Annotated in this window: 17 protein-coding genes; 5 read left to right on the forward strand and 12 right to left on the reverse strand. The window is 62.7% G+C overall.

The annotated features are described in order from the left end of the window. Positions 1–21 precede the first annotated feature (21 nt). The 10 genes from K3181_RS05860 to K3181_RS05905 form a co-directional block, all read right to left on the reverse strand. Positions 22–651, reverse strand: coding sequence for a cation diffusion facilitator family transporter (locus tag K3181_RS05860; RefSeq protein ID WP_008603820.1), 630 nt, complete (start codon positions 649–651; stop codon positions 22–24). Next, positions 648–1,019, reverse strand: coding sequence for a SpoIIAA family protein (locus K3181_RS05865; protein ID WP_123880457.1), 372 nt, complete (start codon positions 1,017–1,019; stop codon positions 648–650). The genes K3181_RS05860 and K3181_RS05865 overlap by 4 nt, the downstream gene beginning before the upstream one ends. Positions 1,020–1,041: 22 nt before the next feature. Beyond that, complete coding sequence (locus K3181_RS05870) at positions 1,042–4,305, reverse strand: efflux RND transporter permease subunit (protein WP_221597448.1); 3,264 nt, start codon at positions 4,303–4,305, stop codon at positions 1,042–1,044. Positions 4,306–4,342: 37 nt separating this feature from the next. Next, positions 4,343–5,491, reverse strand: coding sequence for an efflux RND transporter periplasmic adaptor subunit (locus tag K3181_RS05875; protein ID WP_221601660.1), 1,149 nt, complete (start codon positions 5,489–5,491; stop codon positions 4,343–4,345). 11 nt (positions 5,492–5,502) lie between these two features. After that, positions 5,503–6,756, reverse strand: coding sequence for a TolC family protein (locus K3181_RS05880; protein ID WP_221601662.1), 1,254 nt, complete (start codon positions 6,754–6,756; stop codon positions 5,503–5,505). Between the two features lie 63 nt (positions 6,757–6,819). Then, positions 6,820–7,194, reverse strand: a complete 375-nt coding sequence (locus K3181_RS05885; RefSeq protein WP_123880465.1) for a hypothetical protein — start codon at positions 7,192–7,194, stop codon at positions 6,820–6,822. A 123-nt stretch (positions 7,195–7,317) separates the two neighbouring features. After that, positions 7,318–8,271, reverse strand: coding sequence for a CDF family Co(II)/Ni(II) efflux transporter DmeF (dmeF, locus tag K3181_RS05890; protein WP_221597120.1), 954 nt, complete (start codon positions 8,269–8,271; stop codon positions 7,318–7,320). Positions 8,272–8,402: 131 nt separating this feature from the next. Continuing rightward, positions 8,403–9,341 carry a DUF2493 domain-containing protein gene (locus K3181_RS05895; RefSeq protein ID WP_221597118.1) on the reverse strand — a complete coding sequence of 313 codons (939 nt, stop codon included), beginning with the start codon at positions 9,339–9,341 and terminating at the stop codon, positions 8,403–8,405. A 220-nt stretch (positions 9,342–9,561) separates the two neighbouring features. After that, on the reverse strand, positions 9,562–10,002 hold the full coding sequence (locus K3181_RS05900) for a hypothetical protein (RefSeq protein WP_221597116.1): 441 nt from the start codon (positions 10,000–10,002) through the stop codon (positions 9,562–9,564). Between the two features lie 11 nt (positions 10,003–10,013). Further along, complete coding sequence (locus K3181_RS05905) at positions 10,014–10,943, reverse strand: ArdC family protein (protein WP_221597114.1); 930 nt, start codon at positions 10,941–10,943, stop codon at positions 10,014–10,016. A gap of 423 nt (positions 10,944–11,366) precedes the next feature. On the opposite strand from K3181_RS05905, the gene K3181_RS05910 reads away from it, so the two are divergent. From K3181_RS05910 to K3181_RS05930, 5 genes are read left to right on the forward strand one after another with little or no spacing between them, the layout of a single operon-like run. Continuing rightward, positions 11,367–13,304 (forward strand): HAD hydrolase family protein, encoded by a 1,938-nt coding sequence (locus tag K3181_RS05910; RefSeq protein ID WP_221597113.1) that lies wholly within the window; start codon positions 11,367–11,369, stop codon positions 13,302–13,304. After that, a complete protein-coding gene (locus tag K3181_RS05915; RefSeq protein ID WP_221597111.1) occupies positions 13,301–14,440 on the forward strand; it encodes a phosphoribosyltransferase-like protein in 1,140 nt (379 codons plus the stop codon). Before K3181_RS05910 ends, K3181_RS05915 begins: the two co-directional genes overlap by 4 nt. Before the next feature lie 9 nt (positions 14,441–14,449). After that, entirely contained in the window at positions 14,450–16,360 is a 1,911-nt protein-coding gene (locus tag K3181_RS05920) for an ORC-CDC6 family AAA ATPase (RefSeq protein ID WP_221601664.1), read from the forward strand. After that, positions 16,360–17,463 (forward strand): hypothetical protein, encoded by a 1,104-nt coding sequence (locus K3181_RS05925; RefSeq protein ID WP_221597107.1) that lies wholly within the window; start codon positions 16,360–16,362, stop codon positions 17,461–17,463. Before K3181_RS05920 ends, K3181_RS05925 begins: the two co-directional genes overlap by 1 nt. Beyond that, positions 17,460–18,569, forward strand: coding sequence for a PfkB family carbohydrate kinase (locus K3181_RS05930; RefSeq protein WP_221601666.1), 1,110 nt, complete (start codon positions 17,460–17,462; stop codon positions 18,567–18,569). Before K3181_RS05925 ends, K3181_RS05930 begins: the two co-directional genes overlap by 4 nt. Positions 18,570–18,891: 322 nt before the next feature. Here K3181_RS05930 and K3181_RS05935 read toward each other — a convergent pair whose 3' ends face one another. Continuing rightward, positions 18,892–20,865, reverse strand: coding sequence for a ParB/RepB/Spo0J family partition protein (locus K3181_RS05935; protein ID WP_221597105.1), 1,974 nt, complete (start codon positions 20,863–20,865; stop codon positions 18,892–18,894). A gap of 104 nt (positions 20,866–20,969) precedes the next feature. Next, on the reverse strand, positions 20,970–25,217 hold the full coding sequence (locus K3181_RS05940; RefSeq protein ID WP_221601668.1) for a strawberry notch family protein: 4,248 nt from the start codon (positions 25,215–25,217) through the stop codon (positions 20,970–20,972). Positions 25,218–25,271 lie beyond the last annotated feature (54 nt).

The raw sequence follows: 25,271 nt of genomic DNA on the forward strand, positions 1-25,271 counted from the left end.
GTGCAGGAAGATCGAATAGGGTCAATTCCTCTTCTCGCCGTGTTTGGTTCCCGCATCGTCGTGGCTATCCATGTGAGCGTCGCGCAGAATCTCGATGCCGCCATAGAGAGCGATGCAAGCTACCGCGATGCCCACAACGAGGTCGGGCCAGTTGGTTCCGGTCAGCATCACAATGATGCCGGCGATAATGATCCCGCCATTAGAGATAAAGTCGTTGAAGCTGAAGGTGGTCGCCGCCCGCATATTGACGTCCTTGTTCTCCATCTTCTGCAGCAGGCGCAGGCAATAGAGATTGACCATCCCCGCGATGAACGCCATCGCCATCATCAATATCCCGCCCGGATCGGACCCTTCCACAAACCGTCGGTAAGCATCGAAGATAACCCCAGCAGAGAAGATCAGCAGCATGATGCCGGAGAAACGTGCGGCCCCGCGTTTCCAGGTCCGTGAGCGGGTCAGCGCGAGCAGGCTGAGCGCATAAACGATGGCATCGGATGAATTATCGAGGCCGTTCGCCAACAGCGCATTAGAATCGGCAAAATACCCGACCGCGAAAAAGCCGATCGCGATGGCCACGTTAAGCCACAGGACAACCCACAGGGTCTTGCGCTTTTCAGGCGACCCGACATCGACCTCATGTCCGCCACTCATGCTGCGTCCTCCTCGGTTTGTACCCAGCTTTCCGCATGACTACGCTGTGATGGCCGGAAAAACTTCATTTCGGCGCGGAAGAGTGAGGATGACAATTTCGTGCCCCACTCTTCCCATTCGCTGTCGCCGATTATGGCGATCCGGCCGAAACAATCCTTATGCCGGATGTCGAACTTGAGATCGCGCCAGAGACCTCCGAAGTTCCAACCCGAAAAGTCAGGCGCGAGCTCGATCACCATCGGGACGGTACCGGCCTCGCGCTCTGCGATATGTTCGAATTGGGGAACAAAGCGGTCATAAGCTTCATCCCCCTGCCTGCCTCCGGCACGTATCCAGAGCAGTCCGTTCTTTTCCTTCAGTGCCAGCACCGTATTCTCCTTTCCCGATCGGTCATGTGATGTCCTTCAGCTCGCGCTGCTCATCGCTTGTCACATTGCGCCGCAGCCTGTCCCACCAACGCTGTCGCCAGGTCCGGTCATCTTCTCTGGTCCCGAAAACCAGCTTCAAGATTGCGGGCAAGACGAAAAGGGTCAGCGCGGTGGCGGTGATCAACCCTCCAATGACGACTGTCGCCAAGGGACGTTGCACTTCCGCGCCGGTCCCGGTCGCAATGGCCATCGGCACGAAGCCGAGCGATGCAACGAGCGCGGTCATGAGAACCGGCCTTAGGCGCGCCAATCCACCATCGACGATGGCGTCATCGAGCGCCATGCCCCTGTCGAGCCGCTGACGGATCGCAGTCACCATCACGAGGCCATTCAAGGTCGCCACACCCGACAGGGCGATAAAGCCTACCGCCGCAGATACCGAGAATGGCATCCCGCGTAGAGCCAAGGAGAAAATCCCGCCTGCCAGGGCCAACGGGATCGCGCTGAATACGGCGAGCGCCGGCACCCAGCCCCCAACCGCCATGTAAAGCAGCAAGAGAATGACCGCGAAAGCGATAGGAATGACTATCTGAAGTCTTTCCTGAGCAGCCTGGAGGTTCTGGTATTGACCGCCCCACTCGATAAACGCGGCAGCGGGCAGTTCGACCTGCGCCGCAACCCTTTCCTGGGCCTCTTCTACAAAAGACCCGAGGTCGCGTTCTCGCACGTTGGACGAGACGATCACCAGTCTGCGTCCCTGTTCCCGGCGAACCTCCGCGAGACCATCCACCACACGGAACTCGGCAACCGAGCGTAGCGGTATTGTTGCCCCGTTCGGGAGCAGCACCGGCAAAGCACCCAACTGGTCGAAATCGTCGCGGGTCGCGTCCGACAACCGCACAACCACATCGAAGCGGCGATCGCCTTCGAAAACGAGGCCCGCAGGCCGACCGCCCAGTGCGATCGCCACCGATTGCGCAACGTCTTCGACCTTCAGCCCGTAACGGGCAATCGCTGGCCGATCGAAGGCAATATCGAGGGTGGGGAACCCGGTCACTTGCTGGACCTTGACGTCCGCGGCGCCGTCGACATTGCGCAGCACGCCCGCAACCTCGTTCGCCGCTGAGGTCATGGCGCTGAGATCGTCTCCGTAGATCTTGACGGCAACATCTCCGCGAACGCCTGCGATCAATTCGTTGAACCGCAATTCGATCGGTTGGCTGAACTCGTAAAGGTTGCCGACGAGACTGCTGAGGGCGCTCTCCATTTGCGCGACCAACTCGTCCTTGGCGAGGTCGGGATCGGGCCATTCCTCACGGGGTTTGAGGATCACGTACGCATCGGAAGCGTTCGGCGGCATCGGGTCACTGGCCACTTCCGCCGTGCCCGTCCGCGAAAAGACAAGCTCGACTTGCGGAAATTGCTCGAGCCGGTCCTCTACCCGCCTTTGCATCGCGAGCGAACGTTCGAGCGATGTCGAAGGAATACGCAGCGATTGCACGGCGATGTCGCGCTCGTCCAATTGCGGTGTGAACTCGCTCCCGAGGAAGCTGAACACGAAGGCCGCAAAGGCGAAGATGCCGACGCCGACGCCGATGACCGGCCAGGGGCGGGTGATCGCCCTGCGGACCAGCGGTCCGTATCGCTCCTTGGCGATCCGGATCGGCTTGACCTCCTTTTCGGTCAGCTTTTTGTTGAGCAGGATGGCGATCATTGCCGGGACGAAGGTCAGCGACAACACGAACGCCGAGGCGAGCGCGAGCATGACCGTGATCGCCATGGGTGAAAAGGTTTTGCCTTCGACGCCGGTAAAGGTGAGAAGCGGTGCGAAGACGAGAAGAATGATCGCCTGGCCGTACACGGTTGGCTTGATCATTTCCTGCGCGGCAAGCCGCGTTTCCGTCAACCTCTCACCAAGTGTAAGAAGTCGGCTCTCGTGTTCCTGTCGAGCCGCGAGCCTCGCGACGCTGTTCTCGACGATGATGACGGCACCATCGACGATCAGGCCGAAGTCCAGCGCACCCAGGCTCATGAGATTGCCCGAAACGCCGAGCCGGTTCATTCCGATCGATGCCATCAGCATGGAAAAGGGGATGACCAGCGCCGCGATGATCGCTGCCCGGATGTTGCCCAGCAGCAAGAACAGGATCGCAATGACCAGAAGCGCGCCCTCGACAAGGTTCTTCTCGACGGTCGCGATCGTCGCATCGACCAGGGAAGACCGGTTGTAGACGATCTCCGCGACAATTCCTTCCGGCAGGGAGCTGCGGACTTCCTCAAGCCGTTCGGCCGCCTGGGCCGAAACGGTGCGGCTATTCTCGCCCGCGCGCATGAGCACGGTGCCCACGACCGCTTCATCGCCATTCAGCGACGCCGCGCCAGTTCGAAGGTCACCGCCGATGCTGACCGTGGCGATGTCCCCTACGCGAATAGGCACTCCCTCGCGGGTGGAAACGACCGCCTGCTCGATATCCTCGACGCTGCCGAGGCGCGCATCGACCCGGGCGAGGAGGGCTTCACCGGCCCGTTCGACGAAATTGGCCCCTTCGGCGAGATTGGCCGCTTCCAGCGCGTCGATCACCTCGTCGAACGACAAACCGTAACCGGTCAATCGTGCGGGATCGGGTTGGACGAGATATTGCTTTTCGAAGCCGCCGATGGAGTCGACACCTGCCACACCGTCGACCGACCGCATGAGCGGTGCAACCACCCAGTCCTGAATGGTTCGCAGATAGGCAGCCTTGGCAACATCGCTGTCGAGCCGGTCGCCACGTTCGGTCACGAAGCTCCCGTCGGACTGCCATCCGACCGCTCCGCCCCGCGGCGCTTCCTTGCCGTCAGGATATTCGTACTCGATGGTATACATGAGCACTTCGCCCAAGCCGGTCGAGATGGGTCCCATCACCGGTTCGGCACCCTCGGGCAGCGAAGCGCTTATGGGCGTCAGCCGTTCGTTGACCTGCTGACGCGCGAAATAGATGTCGGTCCCTTCCTCGAAAATCGCGGTCACCTGGCTGAACCCGTTGCGCGATATCGAGCGTGTCATTTCCAGACCCTCGATGCCAGCAAGCCCGGTTTCGACAGGATAGGTGACCTGCGTCTCGACTTGCGAGGGCGAAAGGGCTGGTGCCTCGGTGTTGATCTGCACCTGTACGTTGGTGATATCGGGCACAGCATCGATGGGCAGGCGGAGCAAATTCACCACGCCAAAGATTGCCACACCGAGGGTCAGCACGACCATCGCCCAGCGAAAGCGCACGGCGACGTCGAGGATCATGCCGATCAGGCCATGGCGGTGGGGGCGATCCGCGTCCTGCATGTGATCAGTGTCCATGCTCGGCCTCCTCCTTCTCGAGTTCAGCCTTCAGCAAGAAGGCGTTGGCGGTGGCTATCCGCCAATTTGCTTCGAGACCGGACTCGATGACCACCCGTCCTCCCGAACGCGCACCGGTGACCACTCGACGGGTTTGAAACCCGCGGCGCGTGCGAACGAAGACCACCTCTGCGCCATCGATTGTCTGGACGGCACTTTCCGGCACCGACATGCGGCCGGTATCGACCTCACCCGAGGGGCGGATACGTGCCTGCAAGAACGCACCGGGTTGCAGGCCGGGGATCGGCCTTGCCAGCGACAGGACCGCCGTAGCGCTGCGGCTTTCGGGATCGAGCGAGGGAGTGACGGATCGCACGCGCGCACCCACTTCCCGGTTGTCCGCGATTTCCAGCGTGGCCTCGTCGCCAGGCTGGATGCGGCTTGCTTCAGCCGACGGGAGGGCAACCTCGACCTGCATGCCGCTCGGGTTCACGACCTGGTAGAGTTCTTCTCCGGCCTCGACGAAGGACCCGAGAACGATAGGCGCCGAGGTCACTCGGCCCGCGAGCGGGCTCGTAACCGCGAGGGAGCGCCCGTCGCCGCTAACACCCGCCGCCGAGACTGCCGCTTGGGCACGCGCAAGTTCCGATTGAGCAACCTGCAGATTGGCTCGGGCGGCCTCGAGATCCTGCCGCGCGGTGACATTGGCTTCGAAAAGGCGGCGCTCTCGATCGTAGGCAGCAGACAATTCGTTGAACCGCGCGCCCGCTGCGCTGAGTTGCGCCGCAAGAGCAGCGGCGTCGGCGCTCTCGATGCGGGCAATCGTCTCTCCCTGCCTCACGTAATCACCCAGCGTTTTGCCGACACTGCGGACTACGCCCGCTGCGCGGGCATCGATGCGGGCACTTGCCGTCGGGCTTGCCGCGACGGTGGCCGGAAAGACCAGCTCGACCGCCGATCCCTGACCGACGGTTTCGACCTCTATCTGGGACGCTTCGATTTGTTCGGCGCCAAGCAGGACAAGCCCTTCGGGAAGCTCGGCCTCCTCGCTCGTTTCCTCAATGTGCTGGTCGGCACTGCCACTTGGCCACAGCATAAACACTGCAGCGGCGATTGAAACGATCACGCCGATAAAAACGGCCAGACGTCTACGGTTCATTTGGAAATACCTCATTGTGCGCCGAGCCAGATCAGCGTCGCCGCCAGGCGGCCACGATCTTCCTGGGCTTGAATCAATGCTTCACGGATGGTGTCGCGCGCTTCGGCCGCAGCCAGAACTTCGATCAGCGGAAATCTGCCGTTGCGGTAGCCAATCCGAACGAGGCGCAAGGCTTCCTCGGCTTGGGGCAAGGAGGTCTCCGCGAGGGTCTCGACCCGCGCTTCGGCTGCCAGAAATTGTCCGCGAGCCTGCGTGACTTCGAGTTCGAAATCGGTGCGGGCAATCGCCTCCCGTGCCGTCGCGGCGCGAAGCCGCGCCTCGGCAGCAGCGATGTTTCCTTGGTTGCGATTACTGAACGGAAACGGGATCGAAACGCCTACGAGGAACGCCTGGTCTCTGCTTTCCTCGAACCGTCGGACACCGGCGGATATCGTCGGATCCGGAATGCCTAAAGAGCGTTCCCGGGCGATCGCGGCATCTGCAGCCTCGCGTTCGGCACGGGCGATCTGGAGACGTAAGGCCGAAGGCGAGGCGAGCAGCGTTGCCGGAGGTTCGATCTCGGGGAACACCGAAGGCACGTCCGCAGCAGGTGCTGCCTCGCCCCAAAGCGCGGCCAGCGCATTCCTCGCCGCACTGTCGGCAGCCAGGGCCGCTTCAAGCTCCGCGAGCGCCTCCGCAAGTGCCGCTTCGGCACGAAGCGAACGCAAGGGAGGCTCCCGCCCGACATCGACCAGTACCCCTGCGATCCTGGCAAGCTCGCGGTTGCGCTCGACTATGTCCCGCGCGAGTTCCAATCGGGCTGCCGCAGCGACGGCTTCCACATAGCGCTCGCGCACCGATCGCCCGAGCTGAGCAACCGAGAGCGCTCCTGAAAGGGTCGCGACGCGCGCCTCCGCCTGGGCGGCGCGGACGCGCGCTCCTCGTTTGCCGCCCAATTCGAGCCGCTGGCTCAGGGACAAAGTGTACTCGGTGGCCTGCAATCCCGAAAATGCGCCGCTTCCGGCAATGTTTTCGGCTTCGAAAGCAATTTCGGGGTTGGGCCGCAGCCGCGCCTGGTCGACCAGGGCCCGCGCCGCGTCGGCTTCGGCCCGCGGTCCGATCAGGCGCGGATTTTCTGGGGGCTCATCTGCGCTGTCGACGATGCCCGCACGAGCGAGCGCAGCTTCGAGCGTCAGAAGCTCACGCTCCTGCGCCGCCACGGTCGTGGCTTGAGCGGCGAGGAACAGCCCTCCAAGGAGGACCCCTCGCCAATGAATGGCTGACATTTTTCGAAAATTCCTCTGCTGACGATCCGAACTGCGCTGCGGCATGCAGCGCGGTGACGGTCGTCAGGCGCGAGGGGGGCGCTTCAGTCGGTCGGCAATTTCGGAAGCGAGCGCTTCGGCGGGAGGCGCATCGGGAACCACGACCAAGTGAGGGACCGAATTCTTCTGCACGGTGCCGGCAAAGCTCGCCCCGTGATGGCAATGGCCGTGTCCACACACGCCGTGTTGCTCGGCCGGCGCATCCGGATCGCCCGGCACTTCATCGGCGGCTGCGGATGACGCAGACGCGCTATCGAGCGAAGCCAGAACGGGCGTGCTTCCGGGCGCCACTTCGGCACCGCAAGCAGCAGCATCCGCCGCCGTCACGAACACCATCGCGACCAGCATGAGCAGGACGACGAAAGGGTGCAGGACAAGGCGACGATAGCTTGTAGTCATGGATTCCAACGGCTCCTAGCAAACCGCATCAAGATTGCAAGTTCCGTAACACGATGAAGTATAAGTCTTTTGTTACAGTATAACAGTCCTCGAATACTGTTTCGGTCTTTTAGAACGGCGCGATCAGGCCGCGCGAAGCTCGGGATGCGGATGTTCGCAGCGATGAACTTCGATCGTGACGTGCACATATTCTGCATGCTCTGAAAGTCGGCTGGCATAATTGTCGGGCGCGAGCGGATCATCGGCGATGAGCGAGGCGATGACTGCATACTTGCCGGGACCGATCCGCCAGATGTGCAGATCGCCGATCGCGGCGTCCCGGTCCTCGAGCGCCTCGCGCACCTCTGTGTACCGTTCAGAGGCCGCTTCGGCGTCGACAAGCACGGCAGCGGTATCGCGCAGCAGTGACCATGACCAGCGCCCGATCACGAATGCACCCACCAGCCCCATTGCCGCGTCCATCCATGCCCAGCCGAGGTACATGCCGGCGAGAAGGGCCACGATAGCCAGGACGGAGGTCAGGGCATCGGCAAGCACGTGGAAATAGGCGGAGCGCAGATTGTTATCGGCATGCGCATGGTCGTGGTGATGATGATGGTCGTGATCATGCCCATGGTGATGATCGGCACCAAGCAGCCAGGCACTCGCGAGGTTCACCACGAGGCCGAGCACGGCGATCCAGATAGCCTCGGTATAGGCAATCGTGAGCGGACTGACGAACCTTTGAGCCGATTCAACCGCGATCCCGATTGCGAAGATGGCGAGGACAAGCGCGCTCGCGAAGCCGGCGAGGTCGCCCACCTTGCCGGTACCGAATGTGAAACGCGGGTTGTTCGCATGGCGCTTGGCAAACCAGTAGGCGAAGGCCGCGACGCCCAAGGCACCTGCATGGGTCGCCATGTGGATACCATCGGCGAGAAGCGCCATCGATCCGGTCCACAGGCCAGCGACGATTTCGACCACCATCATCGCGGCGGTCAAGGCAACGACATAACGCGTGCGCCGCTCATGGGCGTCGTGCGAGGCGCTCAGGAAGTTGTGATCATGGGCGAGCGGATTGGAGTCGGCGTGATGCATGCGAGGCTGATACCCCGAGATGCCCTTTCCAAGAAATCCCCTCTCCAACCGAAAAGGCAATCGACGACGATTGTCTGTGATGATCGCCGCAGCCAACCGATCATAGAAATGCTGCGGCGACCAACAGACTATTATCCCTTAATCTTGGATCGGAACGTGACGGTCCTGCGATCGACCACGGTGATCCGGCGCGTCTTGGCATCGATCACCAGCCGTTCGGTTACGCCATTGCCCGGAAAGGCGACGACGTAACGCGGATTGAGCGAGAGCATCTGCTCGTTGCGCTTGAACCCGGCGCGGGCACCGAGACGACGATCGAGCGAATAAGTCAGCTGCTGGACTTCGCGGCGCTCGGCCCAACTCGCTGCCAGACGATCGGCACCCTTGCCGTCGCCGCCATGGACCAGGAAGAGATCGGGAACCGCATCGCGAACCTTGTCCAGCGTCGCCCAGATGTTCTCGGCGTAGGCGCGCGCGTCCTCGGCGCTTTCAAAGCTCTGGCGACCACCCGCAAAGACGACTGGAGTTCCTTCAGGGATCAAGGCGTGACGACGGTTCTCAGCGCGTGCGCGTAGAAAATCGCGGGCATCGATCACGGCCGATGTGAAGTGGCGCGAATGGCTCGTGCGCGAGCCCGAAACGGGCTTCCAAGAGGAGCCGGTCTCGTCGCGGTAAAGTGCTGCCGCCGCCTCGCGCATCTGCTCAAAGGCAAGCATGCTGGCTTCGGCAGCCTGCGCGCGCTCAACCTGCTCTTCAAGATTGCTCGAATGCACTTCGGACCCGTCGGCTGATGCGAGGAGGACCCGGATCTCGTCGCTGGCCCGATCAAGTTGAGCCGACTTGCGGCTGGCTGCGCGGTGGAACAGATTGACCATGCCCCAGGCAATATCCTCGGCATCGGCTTCCAGGGCTGTGTCGGAAAACATCGCGAAGAGGTCGGACCATACGGCGCCAAGCGTCTGCTCGATCGCGTCCTCGCAGGGAAAGTCGGTCTCGTTGAAGGGGGCCGGCCTGATGCTCAGGCCTGAGAGATCGAGGCCGCTCAACTGGTCGATGAAGCTGTCGTACATGGGGTGTCTCCTGATCGCGGGGACAAGGAGAGGAGGCACCATTGCCTCGGCCCTGTCCGCCGGAGCCCGATCAGGGCCGGGAAAAGGGGGCGTGACGCACCGCGCAGCGGGAAACCTGCGGCCCTAGGCTGGCGCGGGTAACACGGGCCGACGGGCCGCAGGTTGCGGCGCGCCCCGACCGGCCCAAGGGCCTCTCCCGGCGGAGAGGGATGAGGCAGGATCAGGACCCGGTGTCGCAGGTGGATCGGGAGCGCTCGAAGATTGCTTCGCCATTCGAGAACCGCCCGACCAGGCGCAGTTCACCGAACAGGTCGATGAACCTACCCGATACCTGGCCAAGCCAGTGGCGTGTTCTCCCCGTTCGTGGGTTGTAGAAATCGGCCTCCCAGTACCGGGCATCGTCGCGTTCGGCGAGCCAGATCGCGGCAAGGCCGCAATAGGTCGATATGCCGCAATCGGCGAAAGCGTTGCGCAGGAGAATGCGGTCCTCGCGGCCGCGCCATCCATCGAAGCGCTCGAAAGAAGGAAAGGCCGCCTTCGCGGCATCGATGACCTCGTCGACGAGGCACTCGTAGGCCCAATCGACATCGTCGTCTTCGCCGTCATCAAGCAGGCGAAAGGCGACTACGGAGCCGGTCGGATAGCTGACGGAACGTCCCATCTCATTGCTCCTCAGGCCGCATCGGCGAGATCGACATCGGCCTCGCCTTCCAGGGATTGGTGACCCCCAAGGTCAAGCAACAGGCTGGCCGCTTCCTCGGCCTTGGCAGCAGCGGTCAAGATAGCGCGCTCATCCGATTTGAGGATCTTGAGCCAGGACGCGATGTAGCTGGCGTGATGGTCGAGGTGGGTGACCGGAAGACCCAGTTCGGCCCCGAGGATGGCTGAGGACAGTTCTGCGATCAGTTCTTCCGCAGCATAGGCGTCGCTGCCAAAGCGATTCTTGAGATCGCGGTCGAGCCGCGAAGAATGCCCCGTCCAGTGCGACAGCTCGTGTGCGAGCGTTGCGTAGTAGTGGTCATAGGCTTCGAAGAGTTCGGCTGGCGGCATTGTGACGCGGTCGCGCAGCGGCTCGTAATAGGCCTGCGCACCATGATGCCGCAAGTCGGCGCCGATATGGGCAAAGAAGGCATCAAGGCGGTCTTCGCGTCCTTCGGGCTCAAGCGCGGCAACGAGTGGCTTGGGGTGATAGAACTCAGGGAGGCCGTCGCACTGATCGGCATTGAACACGGCATAGGCCTTGAGCACACGCCGGTTTTCAGTGTCGGCCTCGCCTTCGGCGTTCTCGACCTCCTTGGTATAGCTCTTGTAGAAGATCGCGATGGTCGATTTCTCACCCTTGCGGACCTGGCCGCCGAGCTGCTGACACTGGCGGTACGTCATCCAGTAGGGCGAGGCGTAGCCACAGCCATCGGCCACCATCCACAACCAGAAGGTGTTCATGCCGCGATAAGGCGTCCCGCAGTAGCGCAAGGGCCGGGAGACCGGCACACCTCGCCAAGGCTTGACCCAGGGTTTTGTTCCTTGCTCGAGCTTTTCGATAATGGCGGCGGTAATGCGCTGGGCAGGCGATGTCGAAACAGAGCGGCGGGACTTGGTCATGGGAGATCTCCTGATCGCCGGAACGGAGTTGTCCCGGCTCAGGAAGAGCAAAGCTCCCTCCCCTTTCGTTTAATGGAACGCTAAGCGCCCTCTCGTCGGCCATAGAAGAGATGCCTCTGATCTCCTGAATGCGGTCATCGGATCACTCGGCTCAATCTGTCCAAAATGTTGGACGATCCGGAAAGGCAGGTATTGGGGTGCGACGTGCGAATAGCCGACCTTAGACGCTGCTATCATAAATGGTAGCCACGTGCCCATTCCTGCCGTTCATCACTTTCACCGCAGTTGCTGCTGCGGCCATTGAAACCTGACTTGGGTGCAAGCTCTTAAGGCGAGCCATAATGTATTCGCGAAGCATCTTTTTGTTCTCTTGATGTTCCAGGCATCGTATGGGATGGTCGAAGGTCGAGATTAAGGAGAGTTATGGCGAAGCCATATGCAGCTGAGATGGCGCGGCTTGCGGAGACGTTCGCCTGGGCTGATGACGTGGACATTGGAGCGTTGCGACGCGCCGTGAGAACGGCCGGAGGAATGCCGCTTCGCGCAGTGGGATCTGGTGGTTCTCTTACGGCGGCGCACGCGCTGGCGCAGCTGCATCAATATGTTACACGCCAACTGGGCGTAGTGGCGACCCCGCTAGATGTGACCGAACCAAGCGCAGCGCCGCTCGCGAACTGGTTGTTGAGTGCCGGCGGAAGCAACGTCGACATTTTAGGTGCAGCGCGCCGGCTGGCAAACCAGGAGCCGCGGCAACTCGCCATCCTCTGTGGTCGCTCGGAAAGTCCCTTGTCCGATCTTGCTCGCAGACACCCTTTCGTTGATCTGCTGCTTTTTCCACCGCCAGCGGGTAAGGACGGCTTCCTCGCCACCAATTCCTTGCTGGGCTTTATCGCTGTGCTTGTCCGGGCATATTTGCTTGAACTCGGCACTGCAGAAGAGTGGGAAGCGGTACGTGTCAACATAGCGCCTTTGCTCGACGCTGGGTCCGCTCAGATCGAAAACTGGGCACTAACGACCGAGCATTTGTGGCGGCGTGGCACGACTATTGTCCTTCACGATGCAGACAGCCGGATCGGGGCGATCGACCTCGAGTCCAAGTTCACCGAAGCTGCGGTGGGCAACCTGCAAATCGCGGACTACCGGAACTTCGCACATGGTCGGCATCATTGGCTCGCCAAGCGGGGCGATGCTAGCGCCGTACTCGCGCTTTATTCACCGACTGGAGCTGATCTCGCGGAGCGCACACTTGCACTGCTGCCGCCCGAGATACCCATCGCAAGGCTTGAGCTGCCAGCATCGCCGATGGCGACGATGCTGGCGTCGCTCATCGCGGCGTTGCAGATCACGGGTTGGGCGGGGCGCGCGCGGGGCCTCGATCCGGGACGCCCGGGCGTCCCCGAATTTGGACGCAAGCTCTATCATCTGCCGTTGCCGCGCACCGCGGCGCCCCGCATCGCCAACCTGACCCCCAGGCAAGCCGCGGCAATCCATCGCAAGGCGGGCGCTTCCGCCGCGCAGCTTGCCGATGCGGGCGACCTTGCGCGCTGGCAGGGGGCGTTGGAAGCTTTCCGCCAGCGGCTGTTGGGGCCTGTCTTTCGGGCGATCGCGCTCGACTATGACGGGACGCTGGTCGACACGCGGCATCGGTTCGATGCCGTGTCGCCCGAGGTCAAGAGCCAATTGAGTCGCCTGCTCGGCGCAGGCGTCAAGTTGGCGATCGCCACGGGGCGGGGCGCCTCGGTGCGGCGCGACCTTCAGGCTGCGCTGCCTAAATCATTGTGGGAAAACGTGCTGATCGGCTATTATAATGGCGCCGAAATAGCAGCGTTGGGGGAAGATAATGCGCCGGATGGCAAAGACGAACCGTGCGATGAGCTCGCCGCGTTGGCGCTAGCGCTGCGCGATCAGCCCGAACTGGCGGGCGCCGCGATACAATCGGACCGAAAATACCAGGTCACATTGGAAGCCCGACAAGGACTGTCGGAGTCGCGACTGTGGGATCTGGCGCATGAAGTACTGCTCACGCAGGGAATGCGCAATGTGATCGTCACGCGGTCGAGTCATTCGATCGATATCGTGCCTGAGCATGTGTCCAAGGCCAACGTGCTGGCGGCGATCCGCTCTCGGATCGACGATGGTGCCCTGCTGGCGATTGGCGATCGCGGTCGGTGGCCAGGAAACGACTATGCGCTTTTGCGCGAGCCGTTCGCCCTGAGCGTGGACGAGATCAGCGTCGATCCGAGCACATGCTGGAACCTTGGTCAGCCGGGGCAGCGGGGCCTGCAAGTGACCCTCGAATATCTGGACGCACTTGAGCCGTGTGAAGGCGGTGTCCGCTTCAAGGCGGATGCGCTGCTATGAACCAGGATCTAGGCCTCAAAGTCCTTGCCGAGATCATGCACTGGAGCGACGAGCGCGCCCGGGAGGAATATCGCTGGCTGCGGCTGATGGCGCGGCTGAAATATGACGGCTACCGGGATTTCCAGGCGGGCATGCGGTTTTTCGAGAGTCTCGCCACCTGGCTCCAGCAGTTCGATCGGGCGGAACGCGAGACGGCCTATGCGTTCGTGCGCAGTAGGTTGGTCTATGTCGGGCCCATCGAAATGCAGAAGCTCGTCGAACAGTTCTATCCAAAGACGATGCGGGAACGTCTGGTGTCGACGGTCGCGGCGCAGCGCGGCATTCCCGCCTTTCGGGTGCTAGGCGATGAAGCGGCGCGGAGCGACGTGGATCGCTTGCGCCGCCAGACCCTCGTCATGGGGTTGAGCGACGGCGCACGGATCGACGGCGTTCGCCATAGCAATGTCGGGCTGCTCACCAATGAACAGCTGGTGCTCGCAACACAGCTCGACAAGGAGAAATGGGAAGACCTTCTCGGCAACCTTCGCGAGGATCTCAAGGACGAGCAGGCGCTGTTTCGGCTGGTCTATCTTGTCGACGATTTCGCGGGGACGGGCACATCGTTCTTCCGCTACAACGAGAAGAAGCAGAAGTGGTCGGGGAAGCTCTGGCGCTTCAAGGAATCAATCGAAGGGGCGCGCCAGGTCCTCGGAAGCGACCCGTTCGATCCGAATTGGGAGCTTTGCGTGCATCACTATATCGCCTCTTCGACCGCAGCGCAGGCCATCGGCGAGCGTCAAGAGCTCGCAAAAGATGCGCTGGTCGGCGACGGCTGGGCCAAGGCGGTCCATATTTCGTTCGGCACGGTCCTCCCGACTGACCTGCCCCTGGGCGTCGTTGAAGGGCGTGACGATGCGTTCATCAAACTGACCCAGACATATTACGATCCGATCATTCGCACGAAGCACACGGATGTTGGCGGCGTCGAGCATCTCGGCCTTGGCTATGGCGGCTGTGCGCTCCCGCTCGTGCTGAATCACAATACACCGAATAACGCGGTCGCGTTGCTCTGGGCGGAGACCGCGGGCGGGGACCGTGATGGTGTTGCGGCTCCGGCGATGCGCCCTCTGTTCCGGCGGCGGCAGAGGCATGTTTGAGCGGCGGCCATGATCAATCCCTTCGAGAAGCGCGCCACCGAATATCTTCGCGATGACGAGGCCTTTTTGGCTGTCGTGACGCCCGAACCGCTGTCGACCTTTTTCGAGAAGCCGGCAAAGGATGGGCGGCTCTACGATCGCTTGGCAATGGTGATCGGCACGCCGGGCAGCGGCAAGACGACCCTGGCCCGGCTGTTCCAGTATGCGACGCTGCGCACGCTGCTGCGCAATCGCGGCCTCAACACCTACAAGCCGTTGATCGACACGCTGACGGCGTGCGGGGCGCTGGTCGATGAGCAGCCGGTCCTGCTGGGGGGCAGGCTTCCGCTCGAGGCGGAATATCGCGAATTCTGGGAGTTTCCCTATCCCGACGAGCTCAAGGCAGGGTTGATGATCGCCCTCCTGCAAGCGCGCACGATCCTAGCATGGCTGCGCAACTTGCAGACGGCAGGCGTCGCGCTCGATCAGGTTGAGATCATTCCTCGGGCAGACGCCGATGCGGCGTTGACCGCGATCGGGGGGACGGCCGGTCCCGATCTGCTCCAGCGCGCGCGCGAGGTCGAACTCGCGATCTATCGGATTTCAGCCGCACTCATGCCGCCCGACGTCAAGGATATCGATGACCAGGCGGCGGCGGCCTATCGCCCATTCGACGTCATCGAATCCTTCCGCATTGTCGATGGCGAGGATGTGCTGACGCTCCGCCCGTTGATCATCTTCGACGATGCGCACAGCCTCCATCCGGCTCAATTGGCCGCCTTGCAGCGCTGGCTCGCGCGGCGAGAACTTAAAGTTTCGCGCTGGATCCTGACTCGGCTCGACGCGCTCACGCCTGCTGACGTCCTGCTGGATGCCGAACCGCAGGACGGTGAGGAGCCGGGCCTCAAACGTGCCCGGGAAATCACCGATATCTGGATGCAGAGCACCGACGACCGGCTCGGGCAGCGGCGCGCATTCCGCAAGATGGCGCGAGATATGGCTGGCCGCTATTTGAGCCAGATGGAGGTGTTCAATCGCCGCCGGCTGAACAATCTCGGCGATCTGTTGTCGACTACGCCCGAGATCATCGCACAGAGCAAACGGGAACGGTTGGCGGAGCATGTCGACGTGCTTCAGCGCCGTCATAACATCTCTGCCGTCCGCCGGCACGCGCTCGCGCAGGATATTGCCACCTATTTGGAAGGCACGGGCGAGGCCGGCGAGGACATGCAGATGGCAATGCTGTCGGTGCTGTTTGAGCGCTATGCCAAGCGGATACCCCAGCGAGACCTGTTCGATCAGCCGGAGGAGGATGTCGAGCCGAACCGCCCGCTGACGGTTGATGCCTCGATCGCGGAAGGTGCCCGCATTCATCTCCTCCATCGCTATGATCGGCCTTATTATTTCGGGATCGATGCGCTCTGCGATGCTAGTTCGGAGAATGCCGAGCAGTTTCTGCAACTGGCTGCCCGCCTGGTCTCCCAGTCGGAGACCCAGCTCATTCGCGCCAAGGCGCCGACGCTGCGCAGCGGGATGCAGCACAAGCTGCTGCGCGAACGCGCCAGCGAGATGGTGCGGGAATGGGACTTCCCGCAGCAGCAGTTGGTCAGGCGTCTGTCGGATGGGATCGCTCGGGAATGCGTTACCAAGAGCCTGGAAGGCAATGCGTCGCTGGGGGGTGGGGCGACTGCCTTCGGAATTCCGCAAGACGAGTTCGACTCGATCCCGACGAGCCATCCCGATCTCGCGCGCGTTTTGCAGTTCGGCGTGGCCTATAACGCCTTTGTGCTCGTGCCGGATCATGGCACGAAGAAGCGCAAATGGTGTCTCATCGAGCTGGGCGGCGTGTTGCTGCTCCATCATGGCCTGACTCTCAAGCGGGGCGGGTTTCTCGAGCGGCGCGCCGACGATCTGGTTCGGCTTCTGGATGAGGTCCCCTGATGGCCGGCCGATGGGATCCCTGCGTCTCGCATCGCGGCGCCGAGATTGACGGCTTCGTGGACGATTATTTCGCCCGCCCCGAACGTCGCATCCTGCTGGTGGGCGGAGCTGGCTTTGATCCTCGTTCTACGACCGTGGCGCGGCGGCTCGCCAACACCGAAGGCCAAATCCGGGGGTTGTTTTTTCAGGAAGAGCGCCCGAAGCCGACGCAGACGCTGATCGACCGCGCTACCACGAATGGCGACGTGCTACGGGCGGCAATTCCGGCGCATGAGATGGCATCGGTGAACATCTTCGGGAGCGACGGCGCGGTAGTGGGCGGCCGGAATGCGGTCGCGCTGATCGGTCGGCAGGATTTCGCGGAGACGACCGATGTCGTCGTCGATATCAGCGCGCTTTCGGTCGGCACGGCGTTCCCGATCATCCGCTATCTGGTCGAACGGTCGGTGCGGGCACCGGCCGAGTTCAATCTTCACCTGTTCGTGACACATGACCCGGCCCTCGACGGCGCGATCACGTCGGTATCGAGTGATGCGCCGGGCTTCGTGCATGGCTTTCGCGGCGGATCGACCCTCGACGGCTCGGCCGGCGCCGCGAAGCTCTGGCTGCCGCAACTCGCATCCGGGCGGGCCGGCGCGCTCGGACGGCTGCATTCCTTCGTCGACCCGCACGATACCTGCCCGATCCTGCCGTTTCCGACGATCGATCCGCGGGCCGGCGATCGCTTGGCCGAGGAGTTTCTGACCGAGTTCGAGAGCGGGTGGTCGGTAGATACGCGCAATATTGTCTATGCGGACGAGTCGGATCCGCTCGATCTCTATCGAACGATCCTGCGTCTTGATGACCTGCGAAAGCCGGTCTTTGCGGAGGTCGGAGGATCGCTGATGATCCTTTCACCGCTCGGAAGCAAGGTCATGGCGCTTGGTGCCTTGATGGCGGCACTCGAGCGTGATTTGCCTGTCGCCTATCTGGAGGCGATCGGCTACGCGTTCGATGGGCCGGCCGCCAACGAGGAGGCGGCCGACATGATTCATATTTGGTTGGAAGGGGATGTCTATCCGCAGCCTCGACCGGCACTTCATAATGAGGGGGTAGCGGCGTGAACACAGCCGAAGGCGAAAAGCCGCGCGCATTTGGGACCGGCCTGATCGCACTCGATCTGGTCATGAGCGCGAATCCGAACCTGCCGGTCCAGGCTTGGGCGGGCGGGACTTGCGGGAACGTTCTATCAATCCTCGCCTACCTTGGGTGGGAGAGCTACCCAATCGCCCGCATGAACGGTGACCCTGCCTCCGAGCGGGTCAGGGCTGACATGAGCCGCTGGGGCGTGAAGCTGGATTTTGCCGGTTGTGAGCCAACCAGTCATACGCCCATCATCATCCAGGAGATATGTCGAGGGCGCGATGGATCACCAACACACCGCTTTTCCTGGGCTTGTCCACGCTGCGGCCAGTGGTTGCCGAGTTTCAAGCCGGTCACACGCCAGGCCGTCGATGCCGTCGGCGACGGGGTCAACGGCGCCCAAGTTTTCTTCATGGATCGGCTTTCGCGCGCGGCGCTGACCTTGGCAGCGCGAGCGGCAGACGCGGGCGCGATCGTCATGTTCGAGCCGTCTGGCAAATCCGATCCCAAGCTCTTTGCCGAGGCGTTGCAGCTCGCCCACATCGTGAAATATGCCGATCAGCGCTTGAGCGAGGCTGGCGGCGCGATGACCGGTGATAGTGCCACGATTCTTGAAATCCAGACGATGGGCATTGAAGGGCTGCGTTATCGCCATCGTCTTTCAAATCTGTCCGATTGGACGCATTTGCCGGCGGTCAACGCGCCGCAGTTTTTAGACAGCTGCGGGTCCGGTGATTGGTGTTCGGCCGGTCTATTGTCGAAGATCGCCGGAGCGGGCCTTTCAGGATTGAAATCGACGAGCATCGAGAGTCTGACAAATGCTCTACGCTATGGCCAAGCACTCGCGGCGTGGAACTGCGCCTTTGAAGGCGCGCGGGGCGGAATGTACGCGGTCGAGCGCGACCTTTTCGACGATCTGATTCGGCAGATTCTCGATGGGCGCCTTGGAGGCCCAATCCCGAGACCGAAAGCGATGGTCGAAGAAGCCGTCAGCTGTCCTGCTTGCCCGCCAGCGAAGCGCGATCGTGCCGGAAGGCCCCGCAGTTTGCCATCGCGTAGAAAAATGGTGCGTCGAAATGTAGCTTGAGCGTCTCACGCAGATATCAGTCCATTAGAGATGCGCGTAACCCTGAATTCACTCCGTTCCCAATCATGAACGCCTTTAGGCCGCCCGTCAGCTACGGCCCGTTACCGCTTTTGGCTGGGCATGAACGTAGGGCAGGTTTCGACGGACTAATCTGAGCCAGCGAACGGCAGCAATGTCGGCGACTGCTGACACGCTTCCTCAGCACTAGGAATGTGGCATTCAGAAGTATCGTGTCGGACGCCGCAATGGAAAAACACGAAAAGGCGGCCCGTCCCAAATGGGACGGACCGCCTACCGAGTGACTTGGACCTGTCAGGAGGGGTCAGGCGGCCTGCTCGGCAATTTCGTCAGCTTCTTCGGCGTTGACCGCCTCGTCTCCTTCGGGGCCGGTCAATTGGACTTCCTCGGCACTGGCGAAACGCATGATCGAAGGCACCCAGGCCAGCGCCCGTTCCTTGATATCTGCCTCGCCGATGAAGTTGCCCGAGAAAATGCGCTCAGCAGCGCTCGCCAGCTCTGCTTTCTTCGAGGCGGCATAGCGACTGACCAGTTCTGGACCACCAGCGGCATCGAGCGCTTCAAGCGTGCGGGCCTTGGCCACCCGGTCGAAGTAGTTGTTCGCAGTGGGACGCCACCAATGCGCTGCCTCGATTTCGAGGAGGGAGCCGAGCGCCTCGTGCAGCGGCACCGAGCGTTCGCCTTCGCAGGCGAGACTGGCAACGAGTGTGCGCGAAACGACATGGCCAAGCCACGCAGAGCGCGCCTCGTCGGAAAGCGCCCGGAACCTTGCAAACCGTTCCACGTCGCTTTCGCCAGCGCGCCAGCTTTCATCGAGCGACACGGCAAACTCGGCCAGAGCAGCGCTTGCTGGCGCATCTTTGGCCTCAAACCCTGTGACCGGGCCGGAGGCGACCGATCCGACCAGCGTCGATGCTTTTTTGGCGCGCCAGTCGTGCCCATCGGCATCGGCGAGCGTGAAGACCATGAAGTCAAGCGCCAGTGCGGGATCGTTCGCGAGATGGATGGCCAGGATGTCGCGGCGCTGCATTGCGAGCTCGTCGAGAAGACGCTGCGACAGCGCGCTCCCCTTGGTCTTCACCGCTCCGCTTTCCTCGATGGTCTCGACCACACCTTCGTCGGCGACGACTTCGGTCTCGGTGTAAAACTGCGGGACCAGTGTCGGCTCGCCATTGCGCGAGAGGACGAGGAAGGCACCGGCCTCCTGTTTCAGTTCGTCGGCGAGTACCGGCGGCCGGTCGTTGAGCGCGCGCATGGCGCGGTCGATGACGACGAGTTCCTGTTCGGCCTTGGCGACCTCGTCCTCTGCGCTGTCCTCGTCTTCGAGCACGGCGGCGACGCGGTCGTAGTCGGCCTCGAGCTCGCCGAGCTCCTGCGCTTCCTGCTCGGTCATCGGTGCAGGTTCGCATGGCAGACGGCCGAGACCTTCAACAAGGTCATGGCTGACATAGTTGCCAAGGGTCGGCCGAACCCAGGCAAGGCCATATTCGAGCGCGGCTTTTTCTGCGGCTTCGTCCATGGCCTTGTGTGCGAGGTTTTCGAGCAGGGCGATATCGATCCAGCTCTCGCTGGCATCATCGTCGAACAGTTCGCGCTCGATCCGGCCACCTGCGGCGATATATGCATCGCGTCCCACGAGAACAGCGCGCGGATCGGAACCGCGCACCGTGGCATCGAGCACCATGCGGCGGATCGTGTCAGGCGTGATCTGGTACCAGGCGTCCTGCAGCTCGGCATAGACATGCGCCTGGCGCTCCACGTCGGAAATCGCGCCATAGGCCTTGGCCATGTCGAGCGTGATCGCACCTTCGGCGAGCGCTTCGAAGACGCAAGGCGCGAGAGAGGCCAGGCGCAGACGTCCTTCGACGAAACGGACAGTGAGACCGAAGCGGCGCGCCACGTCTTCGGTCGTAGCCCCCGCATCGATGATAGAAGCGAAGGCCTGCGCCTCGTCGGCGGGGTTCATCGCCAGACGCTGGAAGTTCTCGGCAAGGCTGGCCTCACGCACATCGCTTTCCTCGCCTTCGATGACGAGGCAAGTGACCTCATGGCTTTCGGGCAAGGTGCCCTCTTCGGCCAGCGCCTGCAGCGCGGCGAGACGGCGACCGCCGGCCTCGACCTCGAACTTGCCGCGCTTTCCTTTGCGTACGACGAGGTTTTGCAGCAGGCCTCGCGCAGCAATGTCTGCACGCAGCTGGAGGTCGGCGAGCACATCGCTCGACTTGCGAACGTTGCGCGGGCTCGGAACGAGCTTCTTCAGGGGGATCGACTGAATCATGGGTGTTCTCCTGATGGAATGAAGGCGCAGGTGAGGATCACAAGGCCCACAAGCCCAAAGGGCTCCCTCCACTCTCATTCTGAGAATGAGGTCTGCCCGAGGGATCAGGCGGCAAGCGCGTGGAGGACCGACGAGGCTGCGGAGACTGGCACGAATAGCCGCGTGCGGTAGCGGATGATTTCGGTGAAGCAGCCCTTGTTCTTGTACCAGTCGAGCCGGTCGGGCGAGAACCCGGTCAGTTCAAGGCGCTGTTCGCCTCCGACCAGCGAGCGTTTCACGGTCAGGGCATCGTGGCTTGCGAGGCCCAGCGGCTTGCCGCTGGCGATGACGAGCTCACCGATCTGCTCTGCGGCTGGTCCGGTAACTCCGGAAAGTCCAAAGGTCTCGGCGATTGCAGCGAGATCGATATCGAGCACTTCGCGGCCAATGATCGACTGGCCGTTCTCGGCAACGAGCCGGGTGACCCGAACATGATCGCCGGGCAGTCGCTTCCAGACCGGAAGCAGCAGTCCGGTGGCAAGATGGACGCGCTCGGTCACAGGTGAAGCGGCGGCCTCCTCTTCCTCGGTTCGCCAGGCGCTGGTAAATGCGGTAACGCCAATATCTTCCCAATGGCTTTCACCGAGTGCCTCAAGCGTCCAGTTTGCGGACTTGAGCGGTCGCAGCAGGCGTCGGCGTTCGATCACGGCCCCGTCGTCGGCGATGAGGCGCCGGGCAGGAACCGACAGTGCGACCTTGCCCGAGCGCGCATTGCGCATCGGGATCGCGTGCGGGCTGCCAATCTCGTGCATCCGCACCAGGCGTTGCAAACTTAGAGGCCGAAGGTGCCTCGTCACTTCTAGCGAGACGAGGCGGGTCTCGGCTCCGGTCACGGGGTCGGTGCGCAGGAGCTCATCGGCGAGGACCGTGAAGTGATCGACCCTGACGGTCTCCAGTCCCTGATCGAGCGTGCCAGCTTCGCGCGCCGCTTCGATCCGCGCTTCGACGAGGCCGAGATACTCATCGAAGATCGCGTTCTGAAGCGCGATCGGTAGCGCGAGAATGCGGTTGAGCCAGCGCTGGATGGTGGGGAGATTGTCGGTCAGCCCGCCATCGGGGCTTTCAAGCCGGAGGCCGGTGCGCTCGACGAAGTTACCGAAGCTCGTGGCTTCGAGCTTGCCGTCATAGAGCAGTTGGAACCAGCGGCTGAGCGCATCGCGCGCATAGTCGCTTTCGAGATTGTCGGCCGGGTCGAACAGGTTCTGACCGCCGGTCTGGCGCTGGCCGCGCGTCAGCGCGCCCAATGCGTCGAGCCTGCGGGCAATGGTCGAGATGAACCGACGTTCGCCCTTCACGTCGGTGGTTACCGGGCTGAACAGCGGGGCCGAGGCCTGGTTGGTGCGGTTCGTACGACCAAGCCCCTGGATGGCGTTGTCGGCGCGCCAGCCCGGCTCGAGCAGGAAATGGACCCGGCGTTGCTGATTCCGACAGCCGAGGTCGGCATGATAGGAACGCCCCGTACCGCCGGCATCCGAGAAGACCAGGATGCGCTTGGTCCCTTCCATGAAGCTTTGCGCTTCGGCGACATTCGCACTGGGGCTCCGGCGTTCGAGGCGCTGCTGACCATCGCGGCCCAGGACCAGCCTGCGGGTCCGGCCCGTGACCTCGGCCACCGCCTCGGTCCCGAAGTGCTCGATGATCGCATCGAGCGCTGTGGCGATAGGCGGCAGCGCACAGAGCTGTTCGATCAGTGCATCGCGCGCGGCGATAGCACGCGAGCAGAAAACGGGATTGCCCTCCTCGTCGCTCATTGCCTCGGAGCGAAGATTGCCGTCCTCGTCGGCGAAGACCTGCATCAATCGTACCGGGAAGCTCTTCGTAAGGTAGTCGATGACGTATTCACGCGGTGAGAGATCGATATCGAGCGCTTCGCGTTCTTCCACGGTAAGGTCGGCAAGGCGTCGGTCGAGCATGGCCTCTGCGGTCGAGACCAGCTGCACGACAACCGAATGATCCTCGCCAAGCGCCGCTTCCATTGCAGGGATCAGGCTAGGCAATTTCATCGAGAGCAGGAGCTGGGCAAAGAAGCGCTGCTTGGTACCTTCGAAGATTGAGAGCGCCGCAGCCTTGGCGTTGCGATTGAGTGTATCGCCGCTGTCCTCGTCGACCACGCGGGTTGCTTCGAGCGCAGCTTCGAGGTTGCGGTGAATGATTGCCCAGGCCTCGGCATAGGAATCGTATATCCGCACCTGTGCATCGGTCAGGCTGTGCTCGAGGATTTCGTACTCGACCCCGGCGAAGGACAGCGCACGGGCAACGTAGAGTCCCTGGGCCTTGAGGTCGCGGGCGACGAGCTCCATCGCCGCGACGCCGCCAGCGCGGATCTCGGTCATGAACGCCTCGTGGGTCGGAAAGGCGGTCTCGGGTCCCCAGAGACCAAGCCGTGAGGTGTAACCGAGGTTGGCGATATCCGAAGCGCCAGTGGCAGACGCGTAGAGCACGCGGGCGCGCGGCAGATGGTTCTGCAGCCTCAGACCCGCCATGCCCTGTTCGGAGCCCTTGACCTTGCCGCGGGTTGATGAGCCCCCGAGCGCATTGGCCATGGCGTGGGCTTCGTCGAAAGCGATCACGCCGTCGAAATCCTCGCCCGCCCAGGCAAGGATCTGGTCGAGCCGCGTATCCTCGGCGCGCCCCGAGCGCAGCGTCGGGTAGGTGACGAAGAGGATGCCTTCGGACATCGTTACGGAGTGGCCAAGTTTCCAGCGCGAGAGCGGCTGGAGATCGAGCGGCAGCCCGCCAAGCGCTTCCCAGTCGCGGCGCGCATCTTCGAGCAGCGCCTCGTTCTTTGTGATCCAGATATGGCGACGCTCGCCGGCGAGCCAGCGGTCCATGATGACCGCGGCGATCTGTCGTCCCTTGCCCGCTCCGGTTCCGTCGCCAAGGAAGAAGCCCTGGCGGTATTCGTGACCATCTTCGGACAGTTCCAGCGCGGTGCCTTCCTGGCTGACCTTGAACCGGCCCGGAAGATCGCGCGCGAATGCCTGGGCAGCGTAGACCAGTGTCTCGCACTGCGCTTCGGACAGAAGGCCATCGGCCCGCCAATTTGCGGGAAGGCGCGGGCTAACATCCGGCTGGGGCGCCGCGACCGAACCCATGGCGACCGATTCCACGAGCGGGGTAGGATGGACCGGCGCATCCTCGAACGCGATGCGACTGGGCCGGTAAGGCAGGTAAATTCCGGTCTGTTCAGGCACCGGCGCGGGGTCGGCGAGAACCGAATAGGCAAGGTCAATCGCATTCGCCGTGGCTGCTGGTGTCGCGGCGAACGGCGCCACCGGCCGAACCAGCGCGCTTTGGGTCGAAGTCTTGCAAACGAGGCGCACTGGCTTGCCGAGCGGCAGGCGATGGATGTTGGCGGAGGTCTGTACGCGTGGCGGAAGCGCAGTGATAAGCTCGTGGAGCAAGATGAGGTCGACAGTATCTCCGATGATCGCAGGCGAGGACGCAGTCTGCGTCTTGTCGATGACGACCAAGCGAACGGCGATACCAGTCCCGGTGCGGCGGAACACCTGCTGCAAGCGCACATCGAGCAACAGCGATGCTTCGCCCTGCGCTTTGGCGAACGTGGAAGCATCGAAGCCATCGGGCATGATGCCGACAATCCTCGCGGCTCCGGCAGTGGCCCGGATCGCGCTGCGCAGGTGGCGCTGCGCCGTCTCGCCGTCCTTGCCGCGTTCCCGGCTGCGGGCGAATGGCGGGTTCATCAACACGGCCGATGGAACCGGGCCGCGAAGTAGGTCGGCGATCAGTTCCCCGTCATGCGCGGTGGTCGCGGTCGAAGGAAAGATGTGGCCCAGGTTGTCTCGTCTCGCCGGATCAATCTCGTTGAGGATTAACGAGGCGTTCTGGAGCCAACCCCAGAGAGCAAGGGCACCATTGCCGGCGGAGGGTTCGAGCAGCGTGTCACGCGCGGAGAGAGCCGCAGCCTTCGCCATCAGCCAGGCCAGCATCGGCGGGGTCGAGAACTGCTGGAGCTCGACCTGTGCTTCGCTGCGCACGTGCCGTGGCGGCAAGGCTGCTTTGAGCCAGTCGAACCGCGCTTCGGCTTCGTGCACGTTCGTCGCCAGATCGATCCGTGAGGACTCTCGCAGCCAGAGCAGTGCGCCGATCTCGACCGCGTTGTTGTGGTCATCGATGGTCCAGGCGCTTCCCCAGTCCATGACGCCGGTTTCCTCGGCGAACAGGCCGGCGATATCGGCGCGGGAAAGGTGACGTCCCGAAGCGAGAAACTCGGCAATCCTGGCGCCGACGGCGTAAGCCAATGGCACTGACGACTGTTGCTCGCCGGCGGGAAACAGGTCTGACTGAAACATGGCAATTCGTCCTCCTGATGAGGGCATCGGGACACGCCCTCTGCCGGATCAGGA

The organism is Qipengyuania mesophila, assembly GCF_019711655.1.
Taxonomy (GTDB): Bacteria; Pseudomonadota; Alphaproteobacteria; order Sphingomonadales; family Sphingomonadaceae; genus Qipengyuania; species Qipengyuania mesophila.

What these genes read in the sequence shown, in the direction of transcription:
- K3181_RS05860 (WP_008603820.1), bottom strand. Translation starts at nt 651, where the DNA reads ATGAGTGGCGGACATGAGGTCGATGTCGGGTCGCCTGAAAAGCGCAAG.
- K3181_RS05875 (WP_221601660.1), bottom strand. Translation starts at nt 5,491, where the DNA reads ATGAACCGTAGACGTCTGGCCGTTTTTATCGGCGTGATCGTTTCAATC.
- K3181_RS05880 (WP_221601662.1), bottom strand. Translation starts at nt 6,756, where the DNA reads ATGTCAGCCATTCATTGGCGAGGGGTCCTCCTTGGAGGGCTGTTCCTC.
- K3181_RS05885 (WP_123880465.1), bottom strand. Translation starts at nt 7,194, where the DNA reads ATGACTACAAGCTATCGTCGCCTTGTCCTGCACCCTTTCGTCGTCCTG.
- dmeF (WP_221597120.1), bottom strand. Translation starts at nt 8,271, where the DNA reads ATGCATCACGCCGACTCCAATCCGCTCGCCCATGATCACAACTTCCTG.
- K3181_RS05895 (WP_221597118.1), bottom strand. Translation starts at nt 9,341, where the DNA reads ATGTACGACAGCTTCATCGACCAGTTGAGCGGCCTCGATCTCTCAGGC.
- K3181_RS05900 (WP_221597116.1), bottom strand. Translation starts at nt 10,002, where the DNA reads ATGGGACGTTCCGTCAGCTATCCGACCGGCTCCGTAGTCGCCTTTCGC.
- K3181_RS05905 (WP_221597114.1), bottom strand. Translation starts at nt 10,943, where the DNA reads ATGACCAAGTCCCGCCGCTCTGTTTCGACATCGCCTGCCCAGCGCATT.
- K3181_RS05910 (WP_221597113.1), top strand. Translation starts at nt 11,367, where the DNA reads ATGGCGAAGCCATATGCAGCTGAGATGGCGCGGCTTGCGGAGACGTTC.
- K3181_RS05915 (WP_221597111.1), top strand. Translation starts at nt 13,301, where the DNA reads ATGAACCAGGATCTAGGCCTCAAAGTCCTTGCCGAGATCATGCACTGG.
- K3181_RS05920 (WP_221601664.1), top strand. Translation starts at nt 14,450, where the DNA reads ATGATCAATCCCTTCGAGAAGCGCGCCACCGAATATCTTCGCGATGAC.
- K3181_RS05925 (WP_221597107.1), top strand. Translation starts at nt 16,360, where the DNA reads ATGGCCGGCCGATGGGATCCCTGCGTCTCGCATCGCGGCGCCGAGATT.
- K3181_RS05935 (WP_221597105.1), bottom strand. Translation starts at nt 20,865, where the DNA reads ATGATTCAGTCGATCCCCCTGAAGAAGCTCGTTCCGAGCCCGCGCAAC.
- K3181_RS05940 (WP_221601668.1), bottom strand. Translation starts at nt 25,217, where the DNA reads ATGTTTCAGTCAGACCTGTTTCCCGCCGGCGAGCAACAGTCGTCAGTG.